The organism is Escherichia sp. MOD1-EC6021 (assembly GCF_002965245.1).
Classification (GTDB): domain Bacteria; phylum Pseudomonadota; class Gammaproteobacteria; order Enterobacterales; family Enterobacteriaceae; genus Escherichia; species Escherichia coli_F.
The window spans coordinates 22,179-39,168 of record NZ_PTRU01000006.1 but is presented as its reverse complement, the minus strand read 5'-3'; the positions used below and the strand labels follow the sequence as shown (position 1 = coordinate 39,168).

The 16,990-nt window shown below is 52.4% G+C and carries 12 protein-coding genes; 3 read left to right on the top strand and 9 right to left on the bottom strand.

Annotated elements, in window-relative coordinates; genetic code table 11:
• Positions 1–8: 8 nt before the first annotated feature.
• Genes secD through queA form a run of 4 tightly spaced genes read right to left on the bottom strand, consistent with a single transcriptional unit; the run spans position 9 to position 4,491 of the window.
• Positions 9–1,856: a protein translocase subunit SecD gene (secD, locus tag BEB54_RS08880; RefSeq protein WP_089643012.1), complete on the bottom strand. Its 1,848-nt coding sequence runs from the start codon at positions 1,854–1,856 to the stop codon at positions 9–11.
• Positions 1,857–1,883: 27 nt separating this feature from the next.
• Positions 1,884–2,216: a preprotein translocase subunit YajC gene (gene yajC, locus BEB54_RS08875; RefSeq protein ID WP_000007629.1), complete on the bottom strand. Its 333-nt coding sequence runs from the start codon at positions 2,214–2,216 to the stop codon at positions 1,884–1,886.
• 22 nt (positions 2,217–2,238) lie between these two features.
• On the bottom strand, positions 2,239–3,366 hold the full coding sequence (gene tgt / locus BEB54_RS08870) for a tRNA guanosine(34) transglycosylase Tgt (protein ID WP_000667319.1): 1,128 nt from the start codon (positions 3,364–3,366) through the stop codon (positions 2,239–2,241).
• 54 nt (positions 3,367–3,420) lie between these two features.
• Positions 3,421–4,491 carry a tRNA preQ1(34) S-adenosylmethionine ribosyltransferase-isomerase QueA gene (queA, locus tag BEB54_RS08865; protein WP_001266503.1) on the bottom strand — a complete coding sequence of 357 codons (1,071 nt, stop codon included), beginning with the start codon at positions 4,489–4,491 and terminating at the stop codon, positions 3,421–3,423.
• A 92-nt stretch (positions 4,492–4,583) separates the two neighbouring features.
• Here queA and acpH point away from each other — a divergent pair, with 92 nt between their 5' ends.
• Positions 4,584–5,165, top strand: coding sequence for an ACP phosphodiesterase (gene acpH / locus BEB54_RS08860; protein WP_046080607.1), 582 nt, complete (start codon positions 4,584–4,586; stop codon positions 5,163–5,165).
• 4 nt (positions 5,166–5,169) lie between these two features.
• Here acpH and malZ read toward each other — a convergent pair whose 3' ends face one another.
• From malZ to phoB, 5 genes are all read right to left on the bottom strand, one after another.
• The gene (gene malZ, locus BEB54_RS08855; RefSeq protein WP_123059733.1) at positions 5,170–6,987 is read right to left on the bottom strand and encodes a maltodextrin glucosidase; all 1,818 of its coding nucleotides are present in this window, start codon (positions 6,985–6,987) and stop codon (positions 5,170–5,172) included.
• A 155-nt stretch (positions 6,988–7,142) separates the two neighbouring features.
• The gene (gene proY / locus BEB54_RS08850; RefSeq protein WP_032183455.1) at positions 7,143–8,516 is read right to left on the bottom strand and encodes a proline-specific permease ProY; all 1,374 of its coding nucleotides are present in this window, start codon (positions 8,514–8,516) and stop codon (positions 7,143–7,145) included.
• Between the two features lie 75 nt (positions 8,517–8,591).
• Positions 8,592–9,911: a branched-chain amino acid transporter carrier protein BrnQ gene (brnQ, locus tag BEB54_RS08845; protein ID WP_000149639.1), complete on the bottom strand. Its 1,320-nt coding sequence runs from the start codon at positions 9,909–9,911 to the stop codon at positions 8,592–8,594.
• A 406-nt stretch (positions 9,912–10,317) separates the two neighbouring features.
• Entirely contained in the window at positions 10,318–11,613 is a 1,296-nt protein-coding gene (phoR, locus tag BEB54_RS08840) for a phosphate regulon sensor histidine kinase PhoR (RefSeq protein WP_105270956.1), read from the bottom strand.
• Positions 11,614–11,670: 57 nt separating this feature from the next.
• Positions 11,671–12,360 carry a phosphate response regulator transcription factor PhoB gene (gene phoB, locus BEB54_RS08835; protein ID WP_000113933.1) on the bottom strand — a complete coding sequence of 230 codons (690 nt, stop codon included), beginning with the start codon at positions 12,358–12,360 and terminating at the stop codon, positions 11,671–11,673.
• Positions 12,361–12,549: 189 nt separating this feature from the next.
• Between phoB and sbcD the strand changes: the two genes are divergently transcribed.
• Together sbcD and sbcC are read left to right on the top strand one after the other, a co-directional pair.
• Complete coding sequence (sbcD, locus tag BEB54_RS08830; protein ID WP_105277194.1) at positions 12,550–13,752, top strand: exonuclease subunit SbcD; 1,203 nt, start codon at positions 12,550–12,552, stop codon at positions 13,750–13,752.
• Entirely contained in the window at positions 13,749–16,892 is a 3,144-nt protein-coding gene (sbcC, locus tag BEB54_RS08825; protein WP_105277193.1) for an exonuclease subunit SbcC, read from the top strand. Before sbcD ends, sbcC begins: the two co-directional genes overlap by 4 nt.
• Positions 16,893–16,990: the final 98 nt, after the last annotated feature.

Sequence of the window (16,990 nt, the reverse complement as noted above, 5' to 3'; positions counted from 1 at the left end):
CGCACTCCTCAGATTGACAGCTTCTTGACGCGCTTGCCGCCATATAGCAGGTTTACGATGGCACGCGTACCGACAATCGCGGTAAACATCGACGTCGCCACACCGATACCGGTAGTAATCGCGAACCCTTTAATTGCCCCGGTACCCACTGCGTACAGGATGATGACTTTAATCAGCGTGGTGATGTTCGCATCGAAGATGGAACTGAACGCGCCACGATAACCTTCATCAATTGCCTGCTGAACAGTACGCCCGTTGCTTAACTCTTCTTTAATACGTTCGTTGATCAGTACGTTCGCATCGACCGCCACCGCAAGGGTTAAGACGATACCCGCGATACCCGGCATACTCAGCGTTGCGCCTGGCAACAACGACATAATGCCGACGATCAAGATCAAGTTGGCAATCAGAGCACTGGTCGCAATCAGACCAAACTTCTTATAGAAGATGATCATAAACAGAATAGAAACCAGCAGACCGGCAAGGCAAGCCTCCAGCCCCTGTTCAATGTTCTGCATACCCAGAGTCGGGCCAATGGTACGTTCTTCAACAATCTGAATTGGCGCGATCAACGCACCGGCACGCAGCAAAAGTGAAAGCTGACGGGCTTCGTTCGGGTTGTTAATACCGGTGATACGGAAGCTGTTACCCAGACGAGACTGGATGTTAGCGATGTTAATCACCTCTTCCTGTTTCACCAGAACCGCACGACCGTTAGCATCTTTCTTGCCGCTGTCTTTGTACTCCACAAACAGGGTCGCCATCGGTTTGCCGATGTTGTCCTTGGTGAAGTTAGACATGATGTTGCCACCAGCGCTATCGAGCGAGATGTTAACCTGCGGCTGGTTGTATTCGTCCTGGCTGGAAGTGGAGTCGGTGATATGGTCACCGGTCAGAATTACGCGTTTGTACAGCACAACAGGCTGACCTTCGCGGGTCTGTTTCACTTCAGAGTCGCCCGGTACGCGTCCAGACGCAGCAGCGGCCTGGTCAACGTTGGTGTTTACCAGACGGAATTCCAACGTTGCCGTTGCACCCAGAATCTCTTTCGCTCGTGCGGTGTCCTGGATACCAGGCAGCTCAACAACGATACGGTCAGCACCCTGACGCTGAACCACCGGCTCCGCCACGCCAAGCTGGTTTACACGGTTACGCAGGATGTTGATGTTCTGTTGCACCGCATATTCACGCGCTTCACTCAGGCGAGCATCGCTCATTACCGCACGCAGCTGGTTGCTGCCCTGGCTACTAATCACCAGGTCCGGATGACGCTTGCTCAGATACGCAATGGCTTCATCACGAGCTTTAGCATCGCGGAAAGTGATGCTCAGGCCGTAGTTGTTTTCTTTACGAACGATGGTATACGGGATGCCCTTTTCGCGCAGGTCGCTGCGCAGGCTATCGATGTTTTGTTCCTGGAGTTTGCCAAGCGCGGTGTCCATATCCACTTCCATCAGGAAGTGAACGCCGCCACGCAGGTCAAGGCCGAGCTTCATCGGCTCAGCGTGAATAGCTGCCAGCCAGCGCGGCGTTGCCGGGGCAAGGTTAAGCGCCACGACGTATTTGTCACCCATAACGCCCATTAATGCTTCACGAGCGCGCAGTTGGGTGTCAGTGGAGTCGAAGCGCGCAAGAATAGCGCCCTCTTCCAGTGCCACAGACTTAGCAGTTATTTTTTCTTCTTGTAACGTTTTCTGGACCTGGATCAGCGTTTGCTCACTGGCGGCGACTCCGCGCGCGCCAGTGATCTGAACAGCCGGATCCTCACCAAACAGGTTGGGAAGTGCATACAGCAGACCGATGACAATCACCACGATCAGCATGACATACTTCCACAAAGGATAACGGTTTAACACGGCAATTCCCTTAGGGAAAAATTTTAATTACAGCGCCTTCATGGTGCCTTTCGGCAGAACGGCAGCTACGAAGTCACGTTTAATAACTACTTCAGTGGTGTCATTCAGCGCGATAGCAATGTAGCCGTTTTCCGCTACTTTGGTTACGCGACCGACCAGGCCACCGTTCGTCAGAACTTCATCACCTTTGGCAATGGAGTCCATCAGCTTTTTGTGTTCTTTGGTGCGCTTCTGCTGTGGACGCAGGATCATGAAATAGAAAATCAGACCGAATACCACCAGCATCAAAATCAAAGACATCGGGCTACCTTGCGCCGGTGCACCCGTTGCCGCTACCGCATCAGAAATAAAAAAGCTCATTAAATTTCCCTCATTATTAATATTAATCAACGTTCAAAGGTGGTACTTCTCGCCCCTGACGCTGGTAAAAATCAGTTACGAAGCTCTCTAATTTACCCTCTTCAATAGCCTTGCGTAAACCCGCCATCAAACGCTGGTAGTAACGAAGGTTATGAATGGTGTTGAGTCGCGCGCCTAATATTTCGTTGCAACGGTCGAGATGATGCAAGTAAGCGCGTGAATAATTGCGACAGGTGTAGCAATCACACTCAGGATCGAGCGGGCCAGTATCGCTCTTATACTTCGCATTGCGGATTTTCACCACGCCATCGGTCACGAACAAATGACCATTTCGGGCGTTGCGGGTTGGCATTACGCAGTCAAACATATCGATACCGCGACGTACGCCTTCAACCAGATCTTCCGGTTTACCAACGCCCATCAGGTAACGCGGTTTGTCTGCCGGAATTTGCGGACACACATGCTCCAGAATGCGGTGCATATCTGCTTTCGGCTCACCCACAGCCAGACCGCCGACAGCGTAGCCATCAAAACCGATATCTACCAGACCTTTAACAGAAATATCACGTAAATCTTCGTAAACGCTGCCCTGAATGATACCAAACAGCGCATTTTTGTTTCCGAGACTATCAAAACGCTCACGGCTACGCTTCGCCCAACGCAGAGACATCTCCATCGAGCGTTTTGCGTAATCCCAGTCAGCAGGATACGGCGTACACTCATCAAAGATCATGACGATATCTGAACCAAGATCGTACTGAATCTCCATCGACTTTTCCGGATCGAGGAAAATCGGGTCGCCGTTGATCGGGTTACGGAAGTGAACGCCCTGTTCGGTGATTTTACGAATATCGCCAAGGCTGAAGACCTGGAAGCCGCCGGAGTCAGTAAGGATAGGGCCTTTCCACTGCATAAAATCGTGCAGATCGCCATGCAGTTTCATGATTTCCTGACCCGGGCGCAGCCACAGGTGGAAAGTGTTACCGAGAATAATTTGTGCGCCAGTGGCTTCAACTTCTTCCGGCGTCATCCCTTTTACGGTGCCGTAGGTGCCAACAGGCATAAAACAAGGCGTTTCCACTACGCCACGATCAAAGACCAGGCGGCCACGGCGTGCGCGACCGTCGGTGGTGTCCAGTTCAAATTTCATTTTTTCTCCACTACGTCAGAAAAACAGTCCAACGTTTAAACCAGCGCCGCGGAATTACTCCCCGACGCGCTCATTAATTGCCTGCGGATTGTACGTGATAAACATCGCATCACCGTAACTAAAAAAGCGATATTTCTCTTCTACCGCCGCTTTATAGGCGTTCATAGTGTGTTGATAGCCGGCAAAGGCCGAAACCAGCATAATCAGCGTCGATTCAGGAAGGTGGAAGTTCGTCACCAGCGCATCGACCACTTTGTACTGGAAGCCCGGATAGATAAAGATTTGGGTATCGTCAAAGAACGGTTCAATGAGATCGTTTTTCGCCGCCTGGGCCGCGCTTTCCAGCGAACGTACCGAGGTGGTGCCAACCGCAATCACCCGATTGCCGCGCGCTTTTGCTGCCAGTACCGCGTCTACCACATCCTGCGGCACTTCAGCGTATTCTGAGTGCATGATGTGATCTTCAATGGTGTCGACGCGCACCGGCTGGAAAGTACCCGCACCAACGTGCAGAGTTACGAACGCCATCTCCACGCCTTTGGCGCGCAATTTTTCCAGCAAAGGTTCGTCAAAATGCAGCCCGGCAGTCGGGGCCGCTACCGCGCCCGGTTTTTCACTATAAACTGTTTGATAAAGTTCGCGGTCTGCATCTTCGTCCGGACGGTCGATGTACGGCGGCAGCGGCATGTGGCCGATGCTGTTGAGGATATCCAATACTGAACGCTCATCATTAAATTCGACTTCAAACAGTGCGCCGTGGCGAGCGGTCATTGTTGCGTTGATACTTTCGTCATCGCCCAGCAGCAGCTCTGCGCCCGGTTTTGGCGCTTTCGAGGCGCGAATATGCGCAAGAATGCGTTTGTCGTCGAGCATACGCTCAACCAGCACTTCAATCTTGCCGCCGCTGGCTTTACGCCCAAACAGGCGCGCCGGGATCACGCGGGTATTATTAAAAACCAGAAGATCGCCGGGGTTGAGCTTATCGAGTAAATCGGTGAAAGTACCGTGCGTCAGCGCGCCCGTCGGCCCGTCCAGCGACAGTAAACGACAGCTACTGCGTTCAGGCATTGGATAGTGGGCAATCAGGGATTCGGGTAATTCAAAGGAGAAATCGGTAACGCGCATGACACTGACTCAGACTAAAATAAGAGGCGGGTAGTCTAGTGCCGGGGCGCTCTCCCTGCAACCTTTACCCCCCTTTGGATAGAATATAATCGATGAATTTTTTAGCTCACCTGCATCTAGCCCATCTCGCGGAAAGTTCGCTTTCCGGTAATTTACTGGCTGATTTCGTACGCGGAAATCCTGAAGAAAATTTTCCGCCCGACGTCGTGGCTGGCATTCATATGCATCGCCGTATCGACGTACTGACCGATAATCTGCCGGAAGTCCGCGAAGCAAGGGAGTGGTTTCGTCGTGAAACCCGCCGCGTTGCGCCTATTACGCTGGATGTCATGTGGGATCACTTTCTTTCACGCCACTGGTCGCAGCTATCACCGGACTTTCCGCTACAGGAATTTACCTGTTATGCCCGTGAGCAAGTGATGACTATTCTTCCAGACTCACCGCCACGCTTTATCAATCTGAACAACTACTTATGGTCTGAGCAATGGCTGGTTCGCTATCGCGATATGGATTTCATCCAGAACGTGTTAAACGGCATGGCAAGCCGTCGCCCACGTCTGGATGCCCTGCGTGACTCCTGGTACGATTTAGACACCCATTACGACGCCCTGGAAACCCGCTTCTGGCAGTTTTATCCGCGGATGATGGCGCAGGCGTCACGCAAGGCGTTATAAGAGGTTAATTCATCCACACCGTAGCCGAAATGGCAGACAAAGCCAGAATCCCGTCCGTCAGTTGCCCATGCCCCTCCTTGCGTTGCCATTGCGCGACATTGAGTAACGGCGACGCGGGTAGCACCACTTCACAGGCTTCGCCACGGTTGATAGCCACCAGCACACGCTGCTGATTCAGCACGCGGACAAATACCACTACGTGATCTTCCGCATATACCACCTGGCAGCCACCACGACGCAGCGCATGGCTTTTCTTACGTAGCGCAATCATTCGCTGGTACAGCGCGAATAATGCCGTATCCTGTTTATCCACCTGCCAGGGGAACGGTTTACGGCAAAACGGATCGTTTTTGCCATCCATCCCCACTTCATCACCGTAATAAATACACGGTATGCCAGGCCAGGTAAGAAGCCAGACCACCGCCAGCGGCAGACGCGCGACATCCCGACCGAGAAGTGTTTTAAATCGCGCAGTATCGTGGCTATCGAGCTGATTAAACATACGTAATTGCTGTTGATGAGAAAGCCCTGCGCGGTAATTATCCATCCAGGCCATACAGGTTTGGGCGTCAATTTGCTGCGGATCATAAGAGATATCGGTGTTGGCAAGAAATCCCCACAACGGGAATGTGAAGCCGCGATAGTTCATGGCGGCATCTTCCACATCGGCCTGTAGCCATTGCCGTGCATCGCCAAAATGTTCGCCGACTATATACGCTTCCGGTTGGGTTTCTTTCGCGGCTTCGGTGATCCCAGCGACGTGCTGTAAATTATTGCGCGCCCCACCCGCTTCTCCCAGCATATGCACCACATCCAGCCGCCAGCCGTCCATATTCCATGGTGCTTTCAGCCAATGGCGGACAATGCTGTCTTCCCCGCGATAAATTTCATTTACCAGACTTTCCGATTGATAATCCAGCTTCGGCAGGCTGGCATAGCCCAGCCAGTCGAGCGCCGTGCCATCATCGCTAAATGAGTACCAGTCACGCCAGGGCGATTCGGGGTTGTGACAAGCGCCACCTGTCCCACGATTATGTCGGTCAAACCAGGCATGGGAATCGCCACTGTGGTTAAACACGCCGTCCAGCACCAGCCGCATTCCCATCTGCTGTGTATTGTGTCGTAAACGCAGCAACGCCCCATCGCCGCCAAACTGCGGATCGACATGGCGATAATCCTCGGTATCGTATTTGTGTACGCTGGGAGCTTTAAACACCGGATTAAGATACAACGCCGTCACGCCAAGTTTTTTCAGATACGGCAGTTTTTCGCTGATACCGTCAAGATCGCCGCCATAGAACGTTGATCCACCCGCCTGCGCCGTGACCGCCTCATCCCAGTCACGCAAGATGATCTCTTGTCCGGCTGAGTGATGGTAATAGATATGATCCTGTTCAGCTTCGCGAGGAAGACTACGGGCGAAACGATCAGGAAAGATCTGATAAAAAATCTGATCCGCAGCCCATTGTGGGCCGATATCCGGGACATCGACGGCAAACTGCTCCAGTCGTGCTGGCGGAATTCGGCTGAAGCCCTGCGGTGTAAACCAACGCTGGCGATCGTGCCACAATAATTTGAAGCTATAGCGCCGCCGGGGTTGCCCAATGGAAATATCGATGGCCGCCCGCCATGCCGTGACACCAGGCTGGGGCTGACTGCGCTGCTTATGCATCGGTACTGACGTTTCTTCGTTATCGTTTTCTGTACGTAGCATAATCCGCTGAGGTGGGTCTTCGCCTGTCAGCCACAGTGTAATGAGTAGTTGATCTTTGCTTTGTTTAACAAATGGGGGCACCGGCAGGTGCCATGCATTTAACATCATAATTCCCCTGTGATGAAAATCTGATCACCTTGCCATAGCCTAATGCAGGATCACTCATCATCTGAAGGATATTTGGGGGAGGAGGACGGGGGCGGATAACTTTCGGAATAGCCGGATCAGGATTTCCTCCTGAACCGGCTTACAGAACGCAAGGATTACTGGTTTTCAGCCAGCTGACGATCGTGGCGGCGTTTAAACATCCAGCCAATCAACAGCAGAACAATCCACGCGAAACCAACGTACAGCGAGATACGTGTGTCCGGATGATAACCAATCAATCCGATAATAAAGAGCAGGAAAATCAAACCGCCGATGGTCGTTGCTACCCCACCTGGTACTTTAAATTTCAGTGCCTTCACTTCTTCTGGCGGCAAACGGCGACGGAAAGCAATTTGCGACAGCAGGATCATAATCCATACCCACACCGTGGCGAAGGTTGCCAGCGAAGCGATCACCAGGAAGACATTTTCCGGCATGATGTAGTTCAGATATACCGCAAACAATAGCGCGGTAGTCATCACCAGCACCGTGACCCACGGAATACCGCGACGCGAGGTTTTGCTGAAAATTTTCGGCGCGCTACCCTGCTCTGCCATGCCGTGAAGCATACGACCTACGCCAAATACGTCACTGTTAATTGCTGACAGCGAAGCGGTCAACACAACAAAGTTAAGAATGCTGGCGGCAAAGGTAATGCCCATATGCTGGAACGTCAGCACGAACGGGCTACCGGCAGTGCCAACCTGATTCCACGGATAGATAGACATAATGACGAACAGCGTACCGACGTAGAACACCAGAATACGCATCGGCACGGAGTTAATCGCACGCGGAATCGATTTTTCCGGATCTTTCGCTTCCCCGGCGGTAATCCCGATAATTTCGATCCCACCATAAGCAAACATTACCATTTGCAACGACATCACCATGCCTAACCAGCCGTTACTGAAGAAGCCGCCGTTGCTCCAAAGATTATGGATACCGGTCGGTTGCCCGCCGTTGCCAATCCCCCAGATGATGATGCCGAAACCGGCGACAATCATGATGATGATGGTGGCGACTTTAAAGAACGAAAACCAGAACTCAAGCTCACCAAATACTTTCACGCTCATCAGGTTTACGGCGCAAATGATCAGCACCACGCTCAGTACCCAAATCCAGTGCGGCACCGTCGGGAACCAGACGCCCATATAGATACCGAAAGCGGTCACATCGGCGATGGCGACAATAAGGATTTCAAAGCAGTAGGTCCAGCCAGTGATATAACCTGCCAGTGGACCGAGGTTTTCCTGCGCATAGCGCGAGAAAGAGCTGGCTGCCGGGTTATGTACCGACATTTCCCCCAGCGCACGCATAATGATATACGCCGCGATACCACCGATAATATAGGCCAACAACACGCTCGGACCGGCCATTTTGATGGCGTCTGCCGAACCGTAAAACAACCCGGTGCCAATTGCTGAACCCAGTGCCATAAAGCGTATGTGTCGGGTACTTAGCCCACGCTTTAGCTTGTTCTTACTTTCCATCAATTCCTAACCCATCAACACAATAAAAAACCACGGGGCATCGCAGCCCCGTGGTTAAAACAAATATTCAGTGATTTAGTGAGCGCTGGAGGTCACCTGACGACCTGCCGCGCGATCCCAAATAATGGCCAGAACCACCATCACCACTGTTGGCATTAACCACGCAAGACCTTGTTCGGCCAGCGGTAAACGCTGCGCCCAGGACGGTAAGATATCGCTGAATGCAGATGCTTTGATCCCGTCGAGAATACCAAAAAGCAGGCTGATAAACATCGGCGGAGCAATCACGCGGGACGAATTATGCCACCATGAGCGTGTAAAACTTAATACAACCAGTGCGATACACGGCGGATAAATAGCGGTCAGCACCGGTACGGAGATCTGAATCAGCTGGCTCAAGCCGAGGTTAGACACCACCATCGAGAAGCCGCCGAGGATGAACACCAGCGTACGATAGGAGAGTGGTACGTACTGAGCAAAGAATTCTGCACAAGCACAGGTCAGGCCAACCGCCGTGACCAGGCAGGCGATAAAGATTAACGCCGCCAGCAGGAAGCTACCACCGCCGCCAAAGGTGTGCTGAACGTAAGCATGCAGAATAGCTGCACCGTTTGCAGACTGATCGACCAGCGACGCGCTGTCTGAACCCAGACGGAACAGCGCCAGGTACAGCAGAGTCAGACCGACACCCGCCATCAGGCCAGCCCAGACGGTATAACGGGTCAGCAGACGCGCTTCGGTAACGCCGCGAGAACGCGCTGCATTAACAATAACGATACCAAACACCATCGCGCCCAGCGTATCCATGGTCAGATAGCCATTAACGAAGCCGTTAGAAAACGCGGCGTTTTGATAAGCCTCAGTCGCCGTGCTGATAGAGCCCGCTGGCCAGACAATTGCCGCAACAGACAGGATGACCAGCGCGATAATTTTCAGCGGTGCCAGGAAGTTACCGACGGTATCCAGCAGTTTGCCCGGATAGAGCGAAACCAGAATAACGATAGCGAAATAGACCAGGCTGTAGATAAACAGCGGCAGCGCGGAGTCACCCGTCAGGGGCGCAATGCCCACTTCAAAGGAGACGGTGGCTGTACGCGGCGTGGCGAACAACGGCCCTACAGCCAGGTAGCAAACCGTTGCCAGCAGTACGCCAGCGACTTTACCAATTGGCGTGCTGAGGCTGTCAACACCACCGCCAACTTTCGCCAGCGCCACCACCGTTAATACCGGCAGGCCAACGGCAGTAATGAGGAAGCCGAATGCCGCAGTCCAGACGTGTTCGCCTGCCTGCAAGCCGACCATTGGAGGGAAAATGATGTTACCTGCGCCGACGAACAACGCAAATGTCATAAAGCCCAGAGCGATGATATCGCGCGATCTTAATTGATGGGTCATAAATCATACTGCCTGTGGATGTGGTGTTGTAACGTTAAATTTTTGTGCCAATCCCTGGGGATGATACAGCGGTATATTTAAACAATTTTAGCGGGAAATACTCCCAACCAGGCGCGGCGAAGAATAGTTTTTCGATTTACCGCGTGAATGCAGTCAGTATGACAGCACCTAAAGCGCAATTTAAACGCTTATAACGTTTTAAAGCAAGAAGGGATCTAAAAACCAGAGGTATATAGCGATAAGAAATCACCAACCAGTATAAAACACTATTTCCGTGAAAAAGACATGGCTAATCATGCGAACAAAAAATCACCAACCGTTGTAAAATCTAACGCCCGTATTTTGACTGCAAAGAAAATAAGCCAGCATCAGCTGGCTTATGGCAATAAAAGATGACAAAGGCGGATTATTCGCTGTTTTTGGCAATTAAACGTTCCGGGATAACAAAACTGAAACGCGTACCTTTTCCCACCGCACTCTCAATATGCAGGCGACTTTCGTGATGATTCACCGCATGTTTCACGATCGCTAACCCTAATCCGCTACCGCCAGTTTGTCGGGAACGTGCTTTATCAACGCGATAAAAACGCTCGGTCAGGCGCGGAATATGCTCTGGTGCGATGCCCGGTCCATTATCTTCAACGCTAAATTCGGCACCGTGCGGCACTCGCTGCCAGCGTACGGTGATATGCGTACCTTCCGGCGTATGATTCACGGCGTTATAAACCAGGTTAGAAATCGCGCTGCGAAGTTGGTCTTCGTTGCCAGACACCTTGAGGTCGTTATCTATTTCAAAGGTAAATGTCTGTTTCTGCTGGCTCAGAGTCTGGGCCTCACGCTCAACGACCCGCAGCATCATCGGCACATCAACCTTTTCATTAAGCAACTGCGTTGGCGCGGCTTCTATTTTTGACAGCGTCAGTAACTGCTTCACCAGCCCTTCCATCCGCTGGGTCTGCTCGCGCATGGTGTGCAACGCTTTTTCACGTACCGCACCTTGCAGTGGTTGCTCATCCATCATCTCCAGGTAACCCTGTAACACTGTCAATGGCGTACGCAACTCATGGCTCACGTTGGCAAAAAAGTTACGCCGCGCCCCTTCCAGTTGATGCATTTGCGTGACATCACGCGCCACCATCAGCAACTGTTTATGGGTATAAGGCATGACGCGAATTTCCAGATGCCGCCCGGTATTGAGCACCAGATTGAGCGGGCGAGAAAAATCACGCGTTTTCAGATATTGCGTAAACTCCGGATAACGAAGCAGATTAAGGATGTTCTGCCCGTTATCTTCCGGCCAGCGCAAACCAAGAATTTGTTGCGCCAGACCATTACACCAGAAAATACCGCCCTCTTCCGTGGTCAGCACCACCGCATCAGGCAGCGACTCCGCGCCGCTACGAAAGCGTTTAATCAGATTGCCCAGTTCGCGGCGACGTTTTTTATTACGCAGCTGCATCTGGTGTAAGCCGTATAGCAGCGGTTCCCAGCTACCACGCCCCGGAGGCGGGGTCATACTGCGATCCACCCACAGCCACCATGAAAGGCGCAATAAATTCCAAAAATGCCAGATAAGCAGTCCTGTTACCGATGCCAGCAAAAACCAAGGCAGGTAACCAAAAAATGCACCCAGGATGAAAGCCGGGAGGCAGCAAAGTAGCAGCTCCAGCACCAGCCTTTTCCACGACAGCCGTTCCAGCACGTAAGATACTCCAGTTAAGAAATCATAAGCCCTGCTCTGCGTCCGATGAGCAAGGCGTTAAAAGCGGGTTGAAAAACGATATCCTGTACCGCGTACGGTCTGCACCATGCGGTCATGTCCGCCAGGCTCCAGTGCCTTACGCAGGCGACGAATGTGAACATCGACCGTGCGGTCTTCCACATATACGTTGGTTCCCCAGACGTGGTTTAACAGCTGCTCGCGGCTGTACACGCGCTCGGGATGCGTCATAAAAAAGTGCAGCAGTTTAAATTCTGTCGGCCCCATCTCCAGCGGTTCTTCGCCCGCCATCACCCGGTGAGATGTCGGGTCGAGACTGAGCCCCTGCATCTCGATCACCTCTTCCACCGCCATTGGCGAAATACGGCGCATTACCGCTTTGATTCGCGCCACCAGTTCCTTCGGCGAAAACGGCTTGGTGATATAGTCATCCGCACCGGTTTCAAGGCCGCGCACGCGATCTTCTTCTTCCCCTCTGGCGGTCAGCATCACCACTGGAATATCTCGGGTCATCGATTCGCGCTTGAGGTGTTTGATGAACTGGATACCGGAGCCGCCAGGTAACATCCAGTCAAGGAGAATTAAATCCGGCCAGGGTTCATTCAGTTGATTCACAGCACTGTCATAATCTTCCGCTTCGACCGGCTGAAAGCCATTTTGTTCGAGCACGAAGCAGACCATTTCGCGAATTGGAGCTTCATCTTCTACGACCAGAATACGTCTCGCCATGATTTGCCCTGTTGTAATAAATAGGTTGCGATCATTAATGCGACGTCATTATGCGTCAGATTTATGACAGATTTATGAAAAGCACGTCGCACATATCTTCAGGTAGTTGATTTCCGTGGCGCAGAAAAAAGCAAATGGCACATCTGTTTGGGTATAATCGCGCCCATGCTTTTTCGCCAGGGAATCGTTATGCGCATCCTTCACACCTCAGACTGGCATCTCGGCCAGAACTTCTACAGTAAAAGCCGCGAAGCTGAACACCAGGCCTTTCTTGACTGGCTGCTGGAAACAGCGCAAACCCATCAGGTGGATGCGATTATTGTTGCCGGTGATGTTTTCGATACCGGATCACCACCCAGTTACGCCCGCACATTATACAACCGTTTTGTTGTCAATTTACAGCAAACGGGCTGTCATCTGGTGGTACTGGCAGGAAACCATGACTCGGTCGCCACGCTGAATGAATCGCGCGATATCATGGCGTTCCTCAATACTACCGTGGTCGCCAGCGCCGGACATGCGCCACAAATCTTGCCTCGTCGCGACGGGACGCCAGGCGCAGTGCTGTGCCCCATTCCTTTTTTACGCCCGCGTGACATTATTACCAGCCAGGCGGGGCTTAACGGTATTGAAAAACAACAACATTTGCTGGCGGCTATTACCGATTATTACCAACAACATTATGCCGATGCCTGCAAACTGCGCGGCGATCAGCCTCTGCCCATCATCGCCACGGGGCATTTAACGACCGTTGGTGCCAGCAAAAGTGACGCCGTGCGTGACATTTATATTGGCACGCTGGACGCCTTCCCGGCACAAAACTTTCCGCCAGTCGACTACATCGCGCTCGGGCATATTCACCGCGCACAGATTATTGGCGGCATGGAACATGTTCGCTATTGCGGTTCCCCCATTCCACTGAGTTTTGATGAATGCGGAAAAAGTAAATATGTCCATCTGGTGACATTTTCAAACGGCAAATTAGAGAGCGTGGAAAACCTGAGCGTGCCGATAACGCAACCAATGGCGGTACTGAAAGGCGATCTGGCGTCGATTACCGAACAGCTGGAACAGTGGCGCGATGTATCACAGGAACCACCTGTCTGGCTGGATATCGAAATCACTACTGATGAGTATCTGCATGATATTCAGCGCAAAATCCAGGCATTAACTGAATCACTGCCTGTCGAAGTATTGCTGGTACGCCGCAGCCGTGAACAGCGCGAGCGTGTGTTAGCCAGCCAACAGCGTGAAACCCTCAGCGAACTCAGCGTCGAAGAGGTGTTTAATCGTCGTCTCGCACTGGAAGAACTGGATGAATCACAGCAGCAACGTCTGCAACATCTTTTCACCACGACGCTGCAGACCCTCGCCGGAGAACACGAAGCATGAAAATTCTCAGCCTGCGCCTGAAAAACCTGAACTCGTTAAAAGGCGAATGGAAGATTGATTTCACCCGCGAGCCGTTCGCCAGCAATGGGCTGTTTGCGATTACCGGCCCAACCGGCGCGGGGAAAACCACCCTGCTGGATGCCATTTGCCTGGCGCTGTATCACGAAACTCCGCGCCTTTCTAACGTTTCACAATCGCAAAATGATCTAATGACCCGCGATACCGCCGAATGTCTGGCGGAAGTGGAGTTTGAAGTCAAAGGTGAAGCGTACCGTGCCTTCTGGAGCCAGAATCGGGCGCGTAACCAGCCAGACGGTAATTTGCAGGTGCCGCGCGTAGAGCTGGCGCGCTGTACCGATGGCAAAATTCTCGCTGACAAAGTGAAAGATAAGCTGGAACTGACGGCGACGTTAACCGGACTGGATTATGGGCGTTTCACCCGTTCGATGCTGCTTTCGCAGGGGCAATTTGCTGCCTTCCTGAATGCCAAACCAAAAGAACGCGCGGAATTGCTCGAGGAATTAACCGGCACCGAAATCTACGGGCAAATCTCTGCGATGGTCTTTGAGCAGCACAAATCGGCCCGCACTGAGCTGGAGAAACTGCAAGCGCAGGCCAGCGGCGTTGCGTTATTAGCGCCAGAACAGCTGCAATCGCTGACAGAAAGTTTGCAGGTACTCACTGTCGAAGAGAAACAGTTACTCGCCGCACAGCAGCAAGAACAACAATCGCTAAACTGGTTAACGCGTCTGGACGAATTGCAGCAAGAAGCCAGCCGACGTCAGCAGGCATTGCAACAGGCGTTAGCCGAAGAAGAAAAAGCGCAACCTCAACTGGCGGCGCTCAGCCTGGCACAACCGGCGCGAAATCTTCGTCCGCACTGGGAACGCATCGCAGAACACACTGCGGCACTGGCGCATACTCGCCAGCAGATTGAAGAAGTAAATACTCGCTTACAGCGCACAATGGCGCTTCGTGCGAGCATTCGCCACCACGCGGCGAAGCAGTCTGCAGAATTACAGCAGCAGCAACAAAGCCTGAATGCCTGGTTACAGGAACACGACCGCTTCCGTCAGTGGAACAACGAACTGGCGGGTTGGCGTGCGCAATTCTCTCAACAAACCAGCGAACGCGAGCATCTGCGGCAGTGGCAGCAACAGTTAACCCATGCAGAGCAAAAACTTAATTCACTTCCGGCGATCTCGTTGACGTTAAGCGCCGATGAAGTTGCTAGCGCCCAGGCGCAACATGCTGAGCAACGCACGCTGCGTCAGCGCCTGGTCGCGCTGCATGGACAGATTGTTCCCCAACAAAAACGCCTGGCGCAATTACAGATCGCTATCCAGAATGTCACGCAAGAACAGACGCAACGTAACGCCGCACTTAACGAAATGCGCCAGCGTTATAAAGAAAAAACGCAACAACTTGCCGATGTGAAAACCATTTGCGAGCAGGAAGCTCGTATCAAAACGCTGGAAGTTCAACGTGCGCAGTTACAGGCGGGTCAGCCTTGCCCACTTTGTGGTTCCACCAGCCACCCGGCGGTCGAGGCGTATCAGGCGCTGGAACCGGGCGTTAATCAGGCCCGGCTATTAACGCTGGAAAACGAAGTGAAAAAGCTCGGTGAAGAAGGTGCGGCGCTACGTGGGCAACTGGACGCCTTAACGAAGCAGCTTCAGCGTGATGAAAACGAAGCGCAAAGCCTCCGACAAGATGAGCAAGCACTTACTCAACAATGGCAAGCTGTCACGGCCAGCCTCAATATCACCTTGCAGCCACAGGACGATATTCAACCGTGGCTGGATGCACAAGATGAGCACGAGCGCCAGCTGCGGATACTCAGCCAACGGCATGAATTACAAGGGCAGATTGCTGCGCATAATCAACAAATTATCCAGTATCAACAGCAAATTGAACAACGCCAGCAGCAACTCTCTGCGGCATTAGCGAGTTACGCGCTGGCATTGCCACAGGAAAATGAAGAAGAGAGCTGGTTAGCGACACGTCAGCAAGAAGCGCAGAGCTGGCAACTGCGTCAGAACGAATTAACTACGCTGCAAAACCGTATTCAGCAACTGACGCCGATTCTGGATACGTTACCGCAAGGTGATGAGTTATCGCACAGCGAAGAAACAGTGGCAATGGAAAACTGGCGGCAAATTCATGAACAATGTCTCGCGTTACAAAGCCAGCAGCAGACGTTACAGCAACAGGATGTTCTGGCGGCGCAAAGTCTGCAAAAAGCCCAGGCGCAGTTTGACACCGCGCTACAGGCCAGTGTCTTTGACGATCAACAGGCGTTCCTTGCGGCGCTAATGGATGAACAAACACTAACCCAACTGGAACAGCTCAAGCAGAATCTGGAAAACCAGCGCCGTCAGGCGCAAACGCTGGTCACTCAGACAGCTGAAACGCTGGCACAGCATCAGCAACACCGACCTGACGGCCTGGATCTCAGTGTGACGGTGGAGCAGATTCAGCAAGAGTTAGCGCAAACTCACCAAAAGTTGCGTGAAAACACCACGAGTCAGGGCGAGATTCGTCAACAGCTGAAACAGGATGCGGAAAACCGTCAGCAACAACAAACCTTAATGCAGCAAATTGCTCAAATGACGCAGCAGGTTGAGGACTGGGGATATCTTAATTCGCTAATAGGTTCCAAAGAGGGCGATAAATTCCGCAAGTTTGCCCAGGGGCTGACGCTGGATAATTTAGTCCATCTCGCTAATCAGCAACTTACCCGGTTACACGGGCGCTATCTGTTACAGCGCAAAGCCAGCGAGGCGCTGGAAGTCGAGGTTGTTGATACCTGGCAGGCAGATGCGGTACGCGATACCCGTACCCTTTCCGGTGGCGAGAGTTTCCTCGTCAGTCTGGCGCTGGCGCTGGCGCTTTCGGATCTGGTCAGCCATAAAACGCGTATTGACTCGCTGTTCCTTGATGAAGGTTTTGGCACGCTGGATAGCGAAACGCTGGATACCGCCCTTGATGCCCTGGATGCCCTGAACGCCAGCGGCAAAACCATCGGTGTGATTAGCCACGTTGAAGCGATGAAAGAGCGTATTCCGGTGCAGATCAAAGTGAAAAAGATCAACGGACTGGGATACAGCAAACTGGAAAGTGCGTTTGCAGTGAAATAACTATTCAGCAGGATAATGAATACAGAGGGGCGAATTATCTCTTGGCCTCACTGGTCGTTATCCTGCAAGCTATCACTTTATTGGCTACGGTGATTGGT